This window comes from Pseudomonas sp. LAIL14HWK12:I10 (assembly GCF_900184205.1).
Classification (GTDB): domain Bacteria; phylum Pseudomonadota; class Gammaproteobacteria; order Pseudomonadales; family Pseudomonadaceae; genus Aquipseudomonas; species Aquipseudomonas kermanshahensis.
Genome location: NZ_FXWU01000011.1, coordinates 117,734 through 134,698 on the forward strand (window position 1 = coordinate 117,734; position 16,965 = coordinate 134,698).

The window sequence follows — 16,965 nt, forward strand, 5'->3', positions numbered from 1 at the left end:
CTCATCCTTCTTTACGTCCGTGATCACCTGGCTGCTTGTCGCCGGTCACCTCGCGGTACCACAGCTCATGATGTTTGCGGGCCCAGGCGCGGCTGACCCAGCCATGCAGCATGGCGCCAATGGAGCCCTTGATCCAGATACCGGCGTAGATGTGCACAATGATGCTAAGGATGAGCACAAAACCCGCCAGCGCATGCAGCAAGGTTGCCAGGCGAATGGAGCCGATATCGAAGAAATGGCTGAAGTACGCGCGCCAGATGACCACACCGCTCAGCAACAGCACCAGCATGCACAGCAGCAGCGTCCAGAACAGCAGCTTCTGCCCGGCGTTGTACTTGCCAATGGGCGGCACGCCGTCTTCACGGTTGACCATCACCCGGTCGATGCGGCGCAGCCACAGGCGGTCGTTGGCGGTGATGAAGTTGGCGCGCCAGAAACGCACCACCAGGCCGAGGAAGAACACGAACATGGCCACGCCCATGAACGGGTGCAGGATGCGTGTCCACGGCCCACCGCCGAACAGGTGGCTTAGCCAGAACAGTGCCGGATGGAACAGCGCCAGCCCAGACAGCCCGGCCATGAAAAACAGAATGGCGACAATCCAGTGGTTGGTCCGCTCGTTGGCGTTGTAACGCAGGATAGGCTTGTTGTGGTTCATGGCCGTTGCTCCCCTTGCCCACCGGGCTGCTTCGGATCGTACACATGCACCGCAGGGTCCACCTGGTGCACGCTGTCATCAGGCGGCGTGGGGTGCTCGTCCTCTTCGACCCGCTGCGGGCCAACCCGCACATAGTGGAAGAACCCAGCCAGCACCGCCGCGCCCATGGCCAGCAGCGCCAGCGGCTTGGTGAAGCCCTTCCACAAGCCTACCAGCGGGCTGATCACCGGCTGGTCCGGCAGGCCGGCGTACAGCCGAGGGGTGTCGGCATGGTGCAACACGTACATCACGTGGGTGCCGCCGACGCCGTCCGGGTCGTACAGCCCGGCGTTGTCGTAGCCACGTGACTTGAGGTCGACGATGCGCTCGGCGGCATGCACCTTCATCTCGTCCTTGCTGCCGAAAACGATCGCCCCGGTCGGGCAGGTTTTCACGCAGGCCGGCTCCAGCCCCACGCTCACCCGGTCGGAACACAGCGTGCACTTGTACGCCTTGTGGTCCTTCTGCGATATGCGCGGGATGTTGAACGGGCAGCCGGTGATGCAGTAGCCGCAACCGATGCAGTGGTCCTGGTTGAAATCGACGATACCGTTGGCGTGCTTGATGATCGCCCCCGGGCTCGGGCAGGCTTTCAGGCAACCGGGGTCGGCGCAGTGCATGCAGCCATCCTTGCGGATCAGCCACTCCAGGTTGCCGTCGTCGCGCTCGTGCTCGGTGAAGCGCATCAGGGTCCAGGTCTCGGCCGTGAGGTCCTGGGGGTTGTCGTAGGTGCCGTGGTTGTGGCCAACCTCGTCACGCAGCTCGTTCCACTCCGAACAGGCCACCTGGCAGGCCTTGCAGCCGATGCACTTGGTGGTATCGATCAGCTTGGCGACTTCCTCCTGCTGGCGTACCGAAGGCGGTACGGTGGTGGTGGCCGAGCGGGCGATGATGTCTTGGCTGGCCATCAGAGTTTCTCCACTTTGACGAGGAACGACTTGGACTCCGGCGTCTGGGTGTTGCCATCACCCAGGAACGGCACCAGGGTGTTGGTGAGGTAGCCGTGCCGGGTTGCCCCGGTGAAGCCCCAGTGCAACGGGATGCCGATCTGGTGCACGGTCTGGTTGTTGACCTGCAGCGGGCGAATCCGCTTGGTCACCACCGCCACCGCGTCGATATGCCCGCGCTTGCTCGACACCCGCACCCGGTCACCTGCCTTGATGCCCTTCTCGTTCGCCAGCACCTCGCCGATCTCGACAAACTGCTCGGGCTGGGCGATCGCGTTGAGCCGGCAATGCTTGCTCCAGAAGTGGAAGTGCTCGGTCAGCCGGTAGGTGGTCGCCGCGTAAGGGAATTCATCATGGGTGCCGAGGCTGTCCCACACCGAATCGAAGATCCGCCCGGCCGGGTTGCTGGTGGCCTTCTTGTTCTGCGGGTGCAGCGGGTTGATGCCGATCGGCGTTTCGAACGGCTCGTAGTGCTCGGGGAACGGGCCTTCGGCCATCTTGTCGATGGCAAAGAACCGCGCCACGCCCTCGGGGTTCATGATGAACGGGTTCATCCCAGCTTCCGGTGGGGAGTCGACCTTGAAGTCGGGCACATCGGTACCGGTCCAGGCTTTGCCGTTCCACCACACCAGGCGTTTTTTCTCTGGGTCCCATGGCTTGCCTTGCGGGTCGCTGGAGGCACGGTTGTAGAGGATGCGGCGGTTGGCCGGCCAGGCCCAGGCCCAGTTCTGCACCTGGTGCATGCCGTACGGGTCGCTGTTGTCGCGGCGTGCCATCTGGTTGCCTTGCTCGGTCCAGCAGCCGGCGAAAATCCAGCAACCCGAAGCGGTACTGCCGTCGTCCTTGAGCTGGCCGAAGCCCGACAACTGTTGCCCGCCCTTGAGCACCGCGCCGGTCGGGTCGGTGACGTCGGTTACCGCCCAGCCGTTCATTTCCTTGGCCAGCTCCTCCGGGGACGGCTCTTCAGGGACCTTGTACGGCCAGCTGATGTTCATCAGCGCATCGGGGTAAGCGCCGCCCTCAGCCTGGTAGCGTTGGCGCAGGCGCAAGAACAGCTCGCTCATGATGTGCACATCGGTGCGGGTCTGGCCCGGGCCGTCGGCACCTTTCCAGTGCCATTGCAGCCAGCGGCTGCTGTTGACCAGCGAGCCGTCCTCCTCGGCAAAACACGTGGTGGGCAGGCGGATCACTTCGGTCTGGATATTGGCCGTGTCGACGTCGTTGAACGGCCCGGCATTGCGCCAGAACTCCGAGGTTTCGGTGGCCAGCGGGTCCATGATCACCAGCCACTTGAGCTTGCCTAGCGCGGCGGTGACACGGTTCTTGTCCGGCAACGCGGCAATCGGGTTGAAGCCTTGGCAGATGTAGCCGTTGACCTTGCCCTGGCCCATCATCTCGAACATGCGCAGCACGTCGTAGGCCGGCACATCGAGCTTGGGTAGCCAGTCGTAGCCCCAGTTGTTTTCCGCCGTGGCATTGGCGCCATACCAGGCCTTCATCAGGCTGACGTGGAACTTGCCGTAATTCTGCCAGTAGGACAGCTGCCCAGGGCGCAGCGGCTTGGAGGCACGCTTGTCGATGAACGCGGCGTAGTCTTGCTCGGCATCACCGGCCAGGGTCAGGTAACCCGGCAGCGAGTTGGACAGCAGGCCGAGGTCGGTCAGGCCTTGGATATTGGAGTGCCCACGCAAGGCGTTGACCCCACCACCCGGCATGCCGACGTTACCCAGCAACAGCTGCACCATCGCCGCACTGCGGATGATCTGCGCGCCGATCGAGTGCTGGGTCCAGCCCAGTGCGTAGAGAATCGTCATGGTCTTGCCCGGTACCGAGCAGGTGGCGATCTCTTCCCAGATTTTCATCATGGCGTCCTGCGGCATGCCACAGGTCATGCTGGCCAGCTCCGGGGTGTAGCGGCTGTAGTGCTGCTTCATCAGCTGGAACACACAACGCGGGTGCTGCAAGGTCGGGTCGACATTGGCAAAGCCGTCCTCACCCAGCTCGTAGCCCCAACCGGACTTGTCGGCGTACACGCGCTTGGCCGCGTCGTAGCCGCTGAACAGCCCGTCCTCAAAGCCATAGCCTTCTTTGACGATGAACGACACGTCGGTGTAGTTGCGCACGTACTCGTGCTGGATCTTGTCGGTGCTCAGCAGGTAATTGATCAGCCCGCCCATGAAGGCGATGTCGCTGCCGGTGCGGATGGGCGCGTAGTAGTCCGCCACCGAGGCGGTACGGGTAAACCGCGGGTCGACCACGATCAGCCGCGCCTTGTTGTGCGCCTTGGCTTCGGTCACCCACTTAAAGCCGCACGGATGCGCTTCTGCTGCGTTGCCCCCCATCACCAGGACCAGATTCGCGTTGGCGATATCGGACCAGTGGTTGGTCATGGCACCACGGCCGTACGTCGGGGCAAGACTTGCCACCGTCGGGCCATGTCAGACACGTGCTTGGTTATCGAACCCCAGCATGCCTGTTGCACGAACAACCTTGTGGGTCAGGTAGCCGGCCTCGCTGGAGGCGGCGGAGGCGGCGAGAAAACCGGTGGTAAGCCAGCGGTTGACGGTTTGCCCCTGGGCGTTCCTCTCGATGAAGTTGGCATCGCGGTCCTGCTTCATCAGGTCGGCGACGCGGTCGAGCGCCTCGTCCCACTCCACCCGCACCCATTCCTTGCTGCCCGGCTTGCGCACCTCGGGGTACTGCAGGCGGCTTGGGCTGTGGATAAAGTCCAGAAGGCCCGCGCCTTTCGGGCACAGGGTGCCGCGGTTGACCGGGTGGTCGGCGTCGCCTTCGATATGGATGATGTTCTGTTTGACGTTCTTGCCCGCATCACCCTGGCTGTACATGATCAGGCCGCAGCCGACCGAGCAGTAGGGGCAGGTGTTGCGGGTCTCTTTGGTGTGCGCCAGCTTGAAGTGACGCACCTGCTCGGCGAAGGCCGGCGTCGGGGCCATGCCCAACGCCGCCAGGCTCGAGCCTCCAAGGCCGACAGCGGCGACCTTGAAGAACTGCCGACGGTTGAGGTCCATCGTGCACTCCTGATCAGGTGGTGGACGCGCGGAACATGGCCGGCGCCTCTTGGTAGTCACGGTGGCGGGTTTTTGATGGCCGCCGATAGGTAAGCCTAGTCAAGAATCGGGAAGGTGCTATGACAGGGGTCAGGGGGGTGCTCCTCTCAACATCTTCAGCGCCTGTGAGATCGAGCGCCGCCCGCGCGGCGCTTCGCAGCACAAGGCTGCTCCTACATCTGTTTCGGGCCAGTTATGCCTGATGCATTGGCGCGCGGCCCCTTGGCGCCCGCCTCGATATCGCGTCGTACAAACAAGGCGGTCGCGCGCAAATGCCACAGGCCTCATTGGCCCGAAACAGATGTAGGAGCAGCCTTGTGCTGCGAAGCGCCGCGCGGGCGGCGCTCGATCTCATAAGCGCCGAAAATGTTACGGCGAACACCCTGCGCGCGCCCCTCTATCAAGCAGCGCCCAACGGCCTGGGCAGATTACGCACCACATTCAGTGCAGCACTGCTCTGCGCCACCGGCATGATTTCGAGGGTGTTGATATTCACATGCGCGGGCTGCTCGGCGATCCACGCCACCGTAGCCGCGATATCCTCCGGCAGGATGGCTTCCACGTCGCGGTACAGCGCCTCCACCGCGTCCAGGTCGCCCTTCAGGCGCACCACCGAAAAGTCCGTGCCCGAGCACAGGCCCGGCTCGATATTGCTCACCCGCACGCGGGTACCGGCCAGGTCGGCACGCAGGTTGAGGCTGAACTGGCGCACGAATGCCTTGCTGGCGCCATACACGTTGCCGCCTGGATAGGGATAGGTGCCGGCAATCGAGCCGATGTTGATGATCATCCCGCTGTCTGCTTCCACCATCTGCGGCAGGATCTTGTGGGTGACCATGGCCAGCCCGGTGATGTTTGTATCGATCATCCGCTGCCAGTTCTCGGCGCTGCTGGCCTGGGCGCGATCGACCCCCAGCGCCAGCCCGGCGTTGTTGACCAACAGATCGATTTGCAGCGAGGCATCACGAATCTGCTCGACAGCCGTTTCAAGCGACGCAGGGTCGGTGACATCCAACGCCAAGGGGATGAAGTTGACCCCCAGCTCACCCTCCAGCGCCTGCAGTTTGTCCATGCGCCGGGCGCCACCGATCACGCGGTAGCCCTTGGCAATCAACGTACGGCAGATGGCTCGGCCAAACCCCGAGGAGGCGCCGGTTACGAATGCGGTTTTCATCAGTTATCTCCGAGTAGGTAGGTCAAACCAGGTACTTCACGCCCAGGCTGGTGAACAGGCACAGCATCGAGAACACCAACACTTTGCGCACCACGTCGTTGCCTTTGCGCAAGGCCAGGGCACTGCCCATGTGGTTGCCGAGAATGTTGCAGGCCACCAGTGGCAGGGCCAGCAGGTACACAACCTTGCCGGCCATGATGAACGCCACCAGCGCGCCGATGTTGGAGGCGAAGTTGAAGGTCTTGGAGTTGGCCGAGCTGGAGACCAGGTCCATGCGCAGCAGGTAATGGAAAGCGATGATGAACATGCTGCCGGTGCCTGGGCCGAAGAAGCCGTCATAGAAGCCGATGGTCAGGCAGGTCAACGGCACCACGGTGTAGAGCGTGCGCGGGGACAGCTCGCGCTCCTCGACCGGTCGGTCTTTGGGGGTGAGGAAGATCAGGATGCCGAACGGGATCAGCGCCAGGATGATCTTGCCCACGGTCTCCTGGGAGATCGACACGATCAGGTGCGCCCCCAGATAAGCACCGAGCAACGAGAACGGCACCCCGACCAGCGCCACCTTCCAAACCATCTTGCTGTTGGCCAGAAAGTTGCGGATGGCGGCCAGCGTGCCGAGTGTGCTCACCAGTTTTTCTTGCCCGAGAGCCACCTGAGGCGGCATGCCCACTAACAGAAACCCAGGGACCAGGAACAACCCGCCGCCACCGGCAATGCTGTCGACGAAGCCTGCAATGAACGCGATCGCCCCCAGCATCAGGATCGCCAGCAGCCAGTGTTCCGCCCAGAAAGCGCCTAACAGTTCCATATCGTTACTTCCATCGAGTCGTTGAGAAAGATCAGGAGCGCACTTCGTAGAGGTGGTCCGCACGGGCGAAATGCACTCGGTTCAGGTCGTTGACCGCGAACAGGCGCAACAGCCAGCGGTCGGCACCGTCGTTCTGCGGCTCGAAGCCTTCACGGGCATGCAACACACGCTGATTCTTGAAAATCATGAAGTCGCCCGGCAGCAGCAGGTGTGGCTCGTCAAAGCGGCGGGTCTCCAGCACACCGCGCAAGCTGGCCAGGGCTTGCTCGGCACGCAGGTTCAGGCCGTGGGTGTTCTCGCTGTCGAAACGGCACAACCACTCGCCGGCATTGCCATGCGCCAGCACGGGCAACTCGGCGGTGCATCGCCGATTGGCGGTAAACGAGTCGGGGCGGCGGATTTCGAACTGAGGCAGGCAAAGCTCACGCACGGTGGCCGACGGCAGCGCCGCCACTACCGCATCGAGGTTGACCAGCGTTGTGCTGATGCGCGGGTCGCAGCGCATGCCAAAGAACGACAGGTATTCCGGGCAGCAGGAGGCCGTGCCGAGTGGTTCGGATGACAGCGGCAGGTCGGGGTTGTCGACGTGGTAGGAAAAACGCAGCCGCGAGCCGTGGGAGCTCTTGTGGCTGGATGAAGTGCGTGCCGGAATGACATGGCGGAACAGCCGGCCGTCGTTCTCCCCCTCATAAACGATCGGGTTGATGCCCATCAGGCTCTGCATGGTCAGGCTGACCAGGCAGGCAATCGGCGTGCTGCGCGGGCTGAGCACACCCGAGTACGGCGTAGGAGGTACGTCACGGTCGCGTGGGCAATTGCGCACGATCATGCTGGTCAGTTGCGGGTCTTCGACGAAACCACGAATCTGCTGGCACAGTGCGTTGCCCAGCACCTCCTGCGCCTGATCCTTGAGCTGAGGGTAGAGCTCTTTGCTGGTTTCAAAATCGAGGGGGGTATTGTTCAGCAAGATTTGCCAGGCACTTGAGGTTACCCAAGGCAGGCGGATCTCCAGTGAAGTCTGAGGCTCGGCTCCTTGTTGCAGGTGTGCGCTTTCCATTTCGAGTGATATTCCATTGAGCTAGCTTGAGGCCATTCGGTGTCGTGCTAAGCCGGGCAGAGGCGGCAGACGTTGTCTTTTTTTGAAGCCGTTCACAGCTGTGCGATGAGATAAGTGGAGCCAGGGCGGCACCCCGCAAATTGCATCGACTCAATCATTGTAATTACAAAAATAGAATCGACTCAATTTATTTCAACATAGCGCAAGCACATCGATTGCATCGATTCAATCAACTTATTGATTTCAAAAGATTTCTGGAAAAACCACTGAATTCCCTGAAGCAGTTCGCCGAGCTCTGCCGAAGCTGAAGGACCTTCAGTCGCTCATCTCGCCGGCAAAAGCCAGCTCAATCGATGTAATTTGCCTACAAGAAAACACAATTACTCCTATCAGACCTTTCGTGCTAGGCTTCCGCGTTCTTGCAGCCTTTGGTGCCATTTCTATGTGGGTTCCTCACTACAGCGACCTGGCGCAGCCGGTCTATCTGATGATCGCCGACGCCCTTGAACAGGACATCGGCAGCGGCCGACTGACCGCTGGCGATCGCCTGCCGACCCTCAAGGACTTGGCCGAATCATTGAACGTGACGCCTGGCACCATTGGGCGCGCCTATGACGAAGCCGCCAAACGGGGCCTGGTGGTGGGCGAGGTCGGCCGCGGCACCTTTGTGTTGCAGCAACGCCCGGCGCATGCGCCAGCCTCGGCAGCACGCCCCATGCCTGCGCCAGCCGAGCGCGAGAGTGGCCAGATAGACCTTTCGATCATCAAACCCAATGACGCGCACATGACCGACTGGTTGCGCGGGGCAATAAACGAACTGGCAGCATCTCCCGACCTGGCCCAGGTGCTCGATTACGTCACCGAGGGCGGCCACGCGACGCACAAGCAGGCCGGTGCGGCCTGGATTCAACGCTGGCTACCCGAAGCGAACTGGCAGCAGGTGGTGCTGACCTCGGGCGCCCAACACGGGCTGCTGGTGGCCATCAGCAGTTTGTCCAAGAACGATGACGTCATCCTGTGCGAGTCATTCTGCTACCCGGGCATCATTTCCCTGGCGCACAGCATGGGGCGCCGCCTGCGCGGCGTGGCCATGGACGAGCACGGTTTAATTCCCGAGGCCTTGCGCGCGGCGTGCCTGGAGCACCGCCCTTCCCTGCTGGTGTGCGTGACCACCCACCAGAACCCGACCAACTCGATCATGCCCCACGCGCGCCGAGAAGCCATCGCCGAGATCGCCCGCGAGTTCGACCTGTTCATCGTCGATGACGATATCTATGGCTTCCTTGAACCGGCCCCTGATTACAAACCGTTGGCGGCCTATGCCCCAGAGCGCTCGGTGTACCTGACCAGCTTGTCCAAAAGCGTGCTCCCCGCGCTGCGGATCGGTTATCTCTATGCCCCGCCCCAAACCCTTTCGCGGCTCTCGTCGATGGTGCGCAGCAGCGTCTGGATGCCCTCGCCGTTGATGGCGCAACTGGCCAGCAACCTGATCAACAGCGGCATGGCCGACCAACTGGTGCAGGTGCAGCAGGACGAAGCGGCCGCGCGCCAGCAAATGGCCCGCGAGATCCTGGGTAACTACAAGGTCCGCAGCCAGCCCAACAGTTTCCATCTCTGGCTGGAGTTGCCCGAGCCGTGGACCAGCGACGAATTTGCCAACCTGGCGCGCAACAATGGCGTCACCGTGGTCAGTGGCAGTCAGTTCCTGCCGGAGCGCAGCGCTGCCACCTGCGGCGTGCGTATCGCACTGATGACGCCAAGCCGCGCGGAGTTGGGCTTTGCCCTGACCAAGCTGGTCAGCTTGCTGGATTCGCCGGAGCCGCGGCTTTTTTACTAGGTTTTTGTACGAAAAGTATGGTCATCCATTGTTGTGGGAGCGGGCTTGCCCCGCGATCTGCCGCAACGCGGCAGCAAAGCCTGAATTCGCGGCGACTTTGACGCTGGGTCGGTTGCCACATTGCATACTTGCAAGCAGTGAACACCGCCACAGATCACGTAAAATCCCGCCAGGCACTCTCCCGCTGAAGCAACTCAACCTGTATATAATCCTTGTTGCAATACACACCAAGGATGGAAACAGTGCGATTTACATGGATGAAAGCAATACTGGCCGCTCTATTGGTCAGCTGTAGTGTTCTTGCGGTTGCGGGTGATAGGGAATGGAGTATTGGGAATATTGTGCCACCCAATGCATCTGCCACTGCACTTTGCCAGGCGTTTAGTACGAAACAAGAATATGAATATCTCGGCATTGGTTCGGTAAGCCGGCCGGAGCCAAATGTCGACTTCTACATGGCGAGATGTTTATATCCGCTCGCCAACTGTACTCAAGAAGAATGCAACCAAACCATTCCGATATTCTGGACGGGTGAGTATTGCCCAACGGGCCAGATTTTCAATAATGCCAGTGGGCTCTGCGAAAAAGCCAAACCCGAGCCCGTCGACCCCTCCAAAGACCCCGCCCCACTCAGCCTCTCAATCCAGGAAGGCCGAATCAACGACGCTCTGAGTTGCGGGGCGCCCTCGCGCTCACGGGGCAAATCATGAATGAATATTGCGTACAAAACCCATATGACGGCCAATGCATGACCAGACCTTCGGACTGCGAGGAAATACAATGAAGATATATGGATATGGTAAAAATTCGAGCGAATTAATAGAGCTATCTGAAGCATCTATAGTTGCAAGCGCAGCCGAACTCAACGAGCTTGTGCGTTTGCTCCAAGAGGCTGTAAACCGGAAAAAAAAATAAATCTATTAGCCCTTCAGACCACTTACACTTCCGGGATTCATACAAAGAACTTGAGGAAGGTTCTGCCGACCTAATTGTCATGACCGATTAGCGAAAAAATAACAACCTCCATTGATTACCTAAAAATCCACTCTGGCTCCGTCAGGTACCAGAGTGGATAAAATTCCTAGTACATAATGGAGCTGACACGATTCCATTATGGGTGCTGGTGAGTCGCGACATGGCGGGACCGATGTGCATGACAGTCCAGATGGTAGAGGAGCGAGGTTTGATCAGAATGGGAAATTTACGGGCCCTCTTGAACTGAGATAATAATGAAAAACCTGATTGGCACACGATTGTTTTAAGCGAACCGGAGTATGAGCATTTAGTAGCAGAGCTGCATTTCGGTGATCAGTTTTACTGTTGCTTGACCGGGAAGATGGGCGTGAAAACGTTTGTGTTGCTTTACCTGGTAAAGACGGAGAATTAGGTTCGCGCATCCCATTAGAGGAATTTGTTGAGCAACTCAAATCGGCTGCTGAAAATCTTCGTCGCTGATAATTATGCATTGACTGATTTATGTACCGATACTCAAAAAAATTAGTTAAGCTTCAGTAATATATGGATTATAAGAACGTTTATGACACTGGCCTTGTGCCGGTTTTTTCTTATTCGCTACGCGCCCCCTACCGGGGCCTTGCAGCGCACGTAGTCCTACCTGTGGCTGGATTCGCTGCCACTGGCCAGCGTGAATATGCGCGGCACGGGCGCTGCGCAGCTGCTTTATCTGCACAGCGACCACCTCGACACGCTACGCCTGGCCACTTCGGCCAAGCAGCAGATCGTCTGGCAGTGGCAGTCGGGTGCCTTTGGCGAGGGCAAACCTAATCAGGATCCACAGGTTCAGGACAACAGACGTTGCTCAATCTGCGTTTTCCTGGGCAGCACTACGACGCTGAGAGCGGGCTGCACTACAATTACTTCCGTGGTCATGACCGCAGACTTGGAGGTATGTCGAAAGTGATCCTATTGGCTTATCCGGCGGACTGAATACTAATGGGATTCTTAGCGAGGCAAAATGATTAATTGGACTGAACACCTTGTCGACCCGACAGCACTTAAGTCCCTATACGGGGAGGACACGCCCTTACTAAAAGGTGTCAATGTGCATGGCATTGAAATTCAGCGTGATGGCCCAAAAGTCCTCCTAAGGTTTGACCTGAGGGAATTCCCCAATCACCCACCCACAAAGTGGAAAACCGCAGGATTCAACCGCATCCAATTAAGACTGCTAGCCGTAGGCGTCAGAGAACTGCAAATTTCTGGCATGCAATCAAACTGCATGCTTGACCTAAACATTACGAAAGAAAACGGTGTTATTCGACTGAATGCTGATAACGGGGTTCTAAAACTGGAGATTACCGCTGAGCACGTCATGATAGACGGCGTAAGTGCTTACTGTGATGTATAACTTCTGTCGACACACTGCAGAAACGAAAGGCCCCGCTAGCGCGGGGCCTTTCAAAGACTGTTGTACAACCTCGTCTTTATCGTTGCTTAAAACGGAATATCGTCATCAAAGCTGTCAAAGTCAGCCGCCGGCTGCGGCGCTGGCTGCTGCGGCGCTGGGCGCTGAGGAGCCTGTTGCGGGCGCTGGGCCTGCTGACGTGGTGGCGCCTGGTTGTATTGTTGCTGCTGGCCACCCTGGTTGTAGTTGTTTCCACCACCCTGGTTGTACTGGTCGCCGCCACCTTGCTGGTTCTGCGGACGGCCGCCCAGCAGCTGCATGGTGCCGTTGATGTCGACGATGATCTCGGTGGTGTAGCGCTTGATGCCGTCTTTTTCCCACTCGCGGGTCTGCAGCTTGCCTTCGATGTACACCTGCGAACCCTTGCGCAGGTATTCGCCGGCGATTTCGGCAACCTTGCCGAACAGCGACACACGGTGCCACTCGGTACGCTCGACCTTCTGGCCCGACTGCTTGTCGGTCCACTGCTCGCTGGTAGCCAGGCTCAGGTTGGTCACGGCGTTACCGTTGGGCAGGTAGCGGACTTCGGGATCCTGGCCACAGGTGCCGACCAGAATGACTTTGTTAACCCCACGGGCCATAACGTTCTCCTAGGCTTCGCACGCCGAAGAGGCTGGGTTCACCAGACGCTCGAGGGTCGTACGGTCCAAAATTTTCGTATCCAGTTTGATATAGATGGCGGCTTCTTCTGCCACCACAACGGCGTCGGTCACACCCGGCACGGCCATCAGGCGTTCGGTCAACCCGGCTTCCCGGACTGCCTCGGGCGTCAGCGGCATGCGCAGGCTGGTCACATACGGCGGCTCGTTCATGCGCAATGCGACGACCAACCATACGGCACACAGCAGCGCGCAACCGAGGAACACCATGTTCAGCCCACCGTGCTGGAACAACCAGCCACCGAGGATGCCCCCCAGGGCGGCGCCCAGGAACTGGCTGGTGGAGTACACCCCCATCGCCGTTCCCTTGCCACCCGCAGGCGACACCTTGCTCACCAACGAAGGCAGCGAGGCTTCCAGCAGGTTGAATGCGGTAAAGAATACCACGGTGCCAATCACCAGTCCGCGCAAGTTGTCAGCCCACTGCCAGAAGAACACCTCGACCAGCAGCAACACACTGACCGCTCCGGCCAGTACGCGTTTCATCTTGCGCTTTTTTTCGCCGTAGATGATGAACGGGATCATTGCAAAAAATGAGATGAACAGCGCGGTCAGGTAGACCCACCAGTGCTCTTCCTTGGGCAGGCCGCCACGCTCGACGAAGGCCAAGGGCAGTGCGACGAAGCTGGCCATGAGGATGGCGTGGAGGATGAAGATACTGATGTCCAGGCGCAGAAGGTCCGGATGGCGCAGGGTCGGGCCCAGTGCCTGGCGGGCAACGCCTGACTCACGGTGCTGCAAGGTGCTGTGAGTGCTAGGCACGACGAAGGCGATCAGCAGGGTGCCCACCAGCGCAAGCCCTGCCGTGGACAAGAACAATCCTGACAGCCCGTAGGCACGGGTCAACAGCGGGCCGACGACCATGGCGACGGCGAACGACAGGCCGATGCTCATGCCGATCATGGCCATGGCCTTGGTGCGATGCTGTTCCCGGGTCAGGTCGGACAGCAGTGCCATGACGGCGGCGGAAATCGCCCCCGCGCCCTGCAGAATGCGCCCGGCGATTACCCCCCAGATAGAGTCGGCCTGGGCCGCCAGCACGCTGCCCAGGGCGAAGATCACCAGCCCCAGGTAAATTACTGGGCGCCGGCCGATGCGGTCGGACACCATGCCGAACGGGATCTGCAGGACCGCCTGGGTCAGGCCGTAGGCGCCAATGGCCAGGCCAATCAGCGCGGGGGTGGCACCGGCCAGGTCCATGCCGTAGGTGGCCAGCACCGGCAAGACCATGAACATGCCCAGCATACGAAAGGCAAAGACCAGGGCCAGGCCGCCTGCGGCGCGGGTTTCGCTGCCACTCATGCGCTCGTTGTGGGTGTCGTGCATGGATTAACCTCGTGTGAACCGGCGGCGATTCTATCAGTCCGACAGCTTGACGGCATATACGCGACGCTTTGCCGCGTACTGGCAGCGCGCCGTATACTTCTTTGTTTATGCCCGCCGAGCGAGGCCGCAGTGGACAAGATCCTGATTCGTGGGGCACGTACCCACAACCTGAAGAACATCGACCTGACCCTGCCGCGGGACAAGCTGATCGTCATCACCGGCCTGTCCGGGTCCGGCAAGTCCTCCCTGGCATTCGACACACTGTACGCCGAAGGCCAGCGCCGTTATGTCGAATCCCTGTCGGCCTATGCCCGGCAGTTCCTGTCGATGATGGAAAAGCCCGACGTCGACACCATCGAAGGCCTCTCCCCGGCCATTTCCATCGAGCAGAAGTCGACCTCGCACAACCCCCGCTCCACCGTGGGCACCATCACCGAGATCTACGACTACCTGCGCTTGCTTTACGCCCGCGTTGGCACGCCGCGCTGCCCGGACCACGACATCCCGCTGGAGGCGCAGACCGTCAGCCAGATGGTCGACCTGGTACTGGAGCGCCCCGAAGGCAGCAAGCTGATGCTGCTGGCACCGGTGATACGCGAGCGCAAGGGCGAGCACCTGGCAGTGTTCGACGAGCTGCGCGCCCAGGGCTTCGTCCGCGCGCGGGTCAACGGCAAGCTCTACGAGCTCGATGAGCTGCCCAAGCTGGATAAACAGAAGAAGCACAGCATCGATGTGGTGGTAGACCGCTTCAAGGTCCGCACCGACCTGCAGCAGCGTCTGGCCGAGTCGTTCGAGACGGCACTCAAATTGGCCGACGGTATCGCCTTGGTGGCGCCGATGGACGACGAAGAAGGCGAAGAGATGATCTTCTCCGCCCGCTTCGCCTGCCCGGTCTGTGGCCATGCGATCAGTGAGCTGGAGCCCAAGCTGTTCTCCTTCAACAACCCGGCCGGTGCTTGCCCGACCTGTGACGGCCTGGGGGTCAAGCAGTTCTTCGACACCAAACGCCTGGTCAACACCGAGCTGACCCTGGCCGAGGGCGCTATACGCGGCTGGGACCGGCGCAACGTCTATTACTTCCAGATGCTTGGCTCGCTGGCCGCGCACTACGGGTTCAGCCTTGAGGCGCCGTTCGGCGAGCTGTCGGCCGAGCACCAGAAGGTGATCCTGCAAGGCAGCGGCAAGCAGAGCGTCGACTTCAAATACCTGAATGACCGCGGCGACATCGTCAAACGCTCGCACCCGTTCGAAGGCATCGTGCCGAACCTGGAGCGGCGCTACCGCGAGACCGAATCGGCCACCGTGCGTGAAGAGCTGGCCAAGCTGCTCGGCACCCAACCCTGCCCTGACTGCCGCGGCACCCGTCTGCGGCGCGAAGCTCGGCACGTGTGGGTGGGCGAAAAAACCCTACCGGCCGTCACCAACCTGCCGATCGGTGAAGCCAGCAGCTACTTCGGCGAGCTGACCCTGACCGGGCGCCGTGGCGAAATTGCAGCGAAAATTCTCAAGGAAATCTGCGAGCGCCTGCAGTTTCTGGTCAACGTCGGCCTGGACTACCTCACCCTGGACCGCAGCGCCGACACACTGTCGGGTGGTGAGGCCCAGCGCATCCGCCTGGCCAGCCAGATCGGTGCGGGCCTGGTCGGGGTGATGTACATCCTCGATGAACCGTCCATCGGTCTTCATCAACGCGACAACGACCGCTTGCTGGCCACCCTCAACCACCTGCGCGACCTGGGCAATACGGTCATCGTGGTGGAACACGACGAAGACGCTATTCGTTTAGCCGACTATGTGGTGGACATCGGCCCGGGTGCCGGGGTGCATGGCGGCCAGATCGTCGCCGAGGGCACGCCCGAGGAGGTCATGGCGCATCCTGACTCGCTGACTGGCAAATACCTGTCCGGGCGCAAGAAAATCGTCGTCCCAGCCAAACGCACGCCACGCGACAAAAAACTCTCGCTGAAGCTCAAGGGCGCGCGCGGTAACAACCTGCAGAACGTCGACCTGGAAATCCCGATCGGCCTGCTGACCTGCGTAACGGGCGTGTCGGGTTCGGGCAAATCGACCCTGATCAACAACACCCTGTACCCGCTCGCCGCTACCGCGCTCAACGGCGCGAGCAGCCTGGAAGCCGCGCCGCACAGCAGCATGGATGGCATGCAGCACCTGGACAAAGTGGTGGATATCGACCAGAGCCCGATTGGCCGCACACCGCGCTCGAACCCGGCAACCTACACCGGCATTTTCACGCCGATTCGCGAGCTGTTCTCGGGTGTTCCAGAATCGCGCTCACGCGGCTACGGCCCAGGGCGTTTCTCGTTCAACGTCAAGGGCGGCCGTTGCGAGGCCTGCCAGGGCGATGGCCTGATCAAGGTCGAGATGCACTTCCTGCCCGACATCTACGTGCCGTGCGACGTGTGCAAGAGCAAGCGCTACAACCGCGAAACCCTGGAGATCAAGTACAAGGGCAAGAACATCCACGAGGTGCTGGAAATGACCATCGAGGACGCCCGCGAGTTCTTCGACGCGGTCCCTGCGTTAGCGCGCAAGCTGCAAACCCTGATGGACGTAGGCCTGTCCTACATCAAGCTGGGCCAGTCGGCGACTACCTTGTCGGGCGGTGAGGCTCAACGGGTGAAGCTGTCCCGCGAGCTGTCCAAGCGCGATACCGGCAAGACCCTGTATATCCTCGACGAGCCAACCACGGGCCTGCACTTTGCCGATATCCAGCAATTGCTCGATGTGCTGCACCGCCTGCGCGACCACGGCAACACCGTGGTGGTGATCGAGCACAACCTGGACGTGATCAAGACCGCCGACTGGCTGGTGGACTTGGGACCGGAAGGTGGCTCCAAAGGTGGGCAGATCATTGCCAGCGGTACACCGGAAGAACTGGCCAAGATGAAGCAGTCCTACACCGGGCATTACCTCAAGCCGCTGTTGGAGCGTGACCGGGCCTGATCC

11 protein-coding genes and 1 pseudogene are annotated in these 16,965 nt (G+C 60.6%); 4 read left to right on the top strand and 8 right to left on the bottom strand.

Annotated elements, in window-relative coordinates; translation table 11 throughout:
• Position 1: 1 nt before the first annotated feature.
• From QOS90_RS22650 to QOS90_RS22675, 6 genes are all read right to left on the bottom strand, one after another.
• Positions 2-658 (bottom strand): formate dehydrogenase subunit gamma, encoded by a 657-nt coding sequence (locus QOS90_RS22650; protein ID WP_027594886.1) that lies wholly within the window; start codon positions 656-658, stop codon positions 2-4.
• Positions 655-1,605, bottom strand: a complete 951-nt coding sequence (gene fdxH / locus QOS90_RS22655) for a formate dehydrogenase subunit beta (RefSeq protein ID WP_027594885.1) — start codon at positions 1,603-1,605, stop codon at positions 655-657. Before fdxH ends, QOS90_RS22650 begins: the two co-directional genes overlap by 4 nt.
• On the bottom strand, positions 1,605-4,673 hold the full coding sequence (gene fdnG / locus QOS90_RS22660) for a formate dehydrogenase-N subunit alpha (protein WP_143491099.1): 3,069 nt from the start codon (positions 4,671-4,673) through the stop codon (positions 1,605-1,607). Before fdnG ends, fdxH begins: the two co-directional genes overlap by 1 nt.
• A gap of 439 nt (positions 4,674-5,112) precedes the next feature.
• A complete protein-coding gene (locus tag QOS90_RS22665; protein WP_027594882.1) occupies positions 5,113-5,886 on the bottom strand; it encodes an SDR family NAD(P)-dependent oxidoreductase in 774 nt (257 codons plus the stop codon).
• Between the two features lie 22 nt (positions 5,887-5,908).
• Positions 5,909-6,694 (bottom strand): sulfite exporter TauE/SafE family protein, encoded by a 786-nt coding sequence (locus QOS90_RS22670; protein ID WP_027594881.1) that lies wholly within the window; start codon positions 6,692-6,694, stop codon positions 5,909-5,911.
• 31 nt (positions 6,695-6,725) lie between these two features.
• The gene (locus QOS90_RS22675; RefSeq protein ID WP_085274031.1) at positions 6,726-7,751 is read right to left on the bottom strand and encodes a TauD/TfdA family dioxygenase; all 1,026 of its coding nucleotides are present in this window, start codon (positions 7,749-7,751) and stop codon (positions 6,726-6,728) included.
• Positions 7,752-8,193: 442 nt separating this feature from the next.
• On the opposite strand from QOS90_RS22675, the gene QOS90_RS22680 reads away from it, so the two are divergent.
• The 3 genes and pseudogenes from QOS90_RS22680 (at position 8,194) to QOS90_RS27715 (ending at position 11,956) form a co-directional block, all read left to right on the top strand.
• The gene (locus QOS90_RS22680; protein ID WP_085274032.1) at positions 8,194-9,588 is read left to right on the top strand and encodes an aminotransferase-like domain-containing protein; all 1,395 of its coding nucleotides are present in this window, start codon (positions 8,194-8,196) and stop codon (positions 9,586-9,588) included.
• A gap of 1,612 nt (positions 9,589-11,200) precedes the next feature.
• Positions 11,201-11,546 (top strand): annotated as a pseudogene (locus tag QOS90_RS22685) (RHS repeat domain-containing protein); the annotation flags it as partial.
• 17 nt (positions 11,547-11,563) lie between these two features.
• Positions 11,564-11,956, top strand: a complete 393-nt coding sequence (locus tag QOS90_RS27715) for an Imm50 family immunity protein (protein ID WP_097151368.1) — start codon at positions 11,564-11,566, stop codon at positions 11,954-11,956.
• An 86-nt stretch (positions 11,957-12,042) separates the two neighbouring features.
• On the opposite strand, the gene QOS90_RS22690 is transcribed toward QOS90_RS27715, so the two are convergent.
• Both QOS90_RS22690 and QOS90_RS22695 read right to left on the bottom strand, forming a co-directional pair.
• Positions 12,043-12,594 carry a single-stranded DNA-binding protein gene (locus QOS90_RS22690; RefSeq protein ID WP_027594878.1) on the bottom strand — a complete coding sequence of 184 codons (552 nt, stop codon included), beginning with the start codon at positions 12,592-12,594 and terminating at the stop codon, positions 12,043-12,045.
• Between the two features lie 9 nt (positions 12,595-12,603).
• Positions 12,604-13,998 (bottom strand): MFS transporter, encoded by a 1,395-nt coding sequence (locus tag QOS90_RS22695; protein WP_085274033.1) that lies wholly within the window; start codon positions 13,996-13,998, stop codon positions 12,604-12,606.
• 129 nt (positions 13,999-14,127) lie between these two features.
• On the opposite strand from QOS90_RS22695, the gene uvrA reads away from it, so the two are divergent.
• Positions 14,128-16,962 carry an excinuclease ABC subunit UvrA gene (gene uvrA, locus QOS90_RS22700; RefSeq protein WP_027594876.1) on the top strand — a complete coding sequence of 945 codons (2,835 nt, stop codon included), beginning with the start codon at positions 14,128-14,130 and terminating at the stop codon, positions 16,960-16,962.
• The last annotated feature ends 3 nt before the right edge of the window (positions 16,963-16,965 follow it).

Bases quoted from the DNA above. Each gene is read 5' to 3' on its own strand.
- QOS90_RS22650 (WP_027594886.1), bottom strand. From the start codon at position 658: ATGAACCACAACAAGCCTATCCTGCGTTACAACGCCAACGAGCGGACC.
- fdxH (WP_027594885.1), bottom strand. From the start codon at position 1,605: ATGGCCAGCCAAGACATCATCGCCCGCTCGGCCACCACCACCGTACCG.
- QOS90_RS22665 (WP_027594882.1), bottom strand. From the start codon at position 5,886: ATGAAAACCGCATTCGTAACCGGCGCCTCCTCGGGGTTTGGCCGAGCC.
- QOS90_RS22670 (WP_027594881.1), bottom strand. From the start codon at position 6,694: ATGGAACTGTTAGGCGCTTTCTGGGCGGAACACTGGCTGCTGGCGATC.
- QOS90_RS22675 (WP_085274031.1), bottom strand. From the start codon at position 7,751: ATGGAAAGCGCACACCTGCAACAAGGAGCCGAGCCTCAGACTTCACTG.
- QOS90_RS22680 (WP_085274032.1), top strand. From the start codon at position 8,194: ATGTGGGTTCCTCACTACAGCGACCTGGCGCAGCCGGTCTATCTGATG.
- QOS90_RS27715 (WP_097151368.1), top strand. From the start codon at position 11,564: ATGATTAATTGGACTGAACACCTTGTCGACCCGACAGCACTTAAGTCC.
- QOS90_RS22690 (WP_027594878.1), bottom strand. From the start codon at position 12,594: ATGGCCCGTGGGGTTAACAAAGTCATTCTGGTCGGCACCTGTGGCCAG.
- QOS90_RS22695 (WP_085274033.1), bottom strand. From the start codon at position 13,998: ATGCACGACACCCACAACGAGCGCATGAGTGGCAGCGAAACCCGCGCC.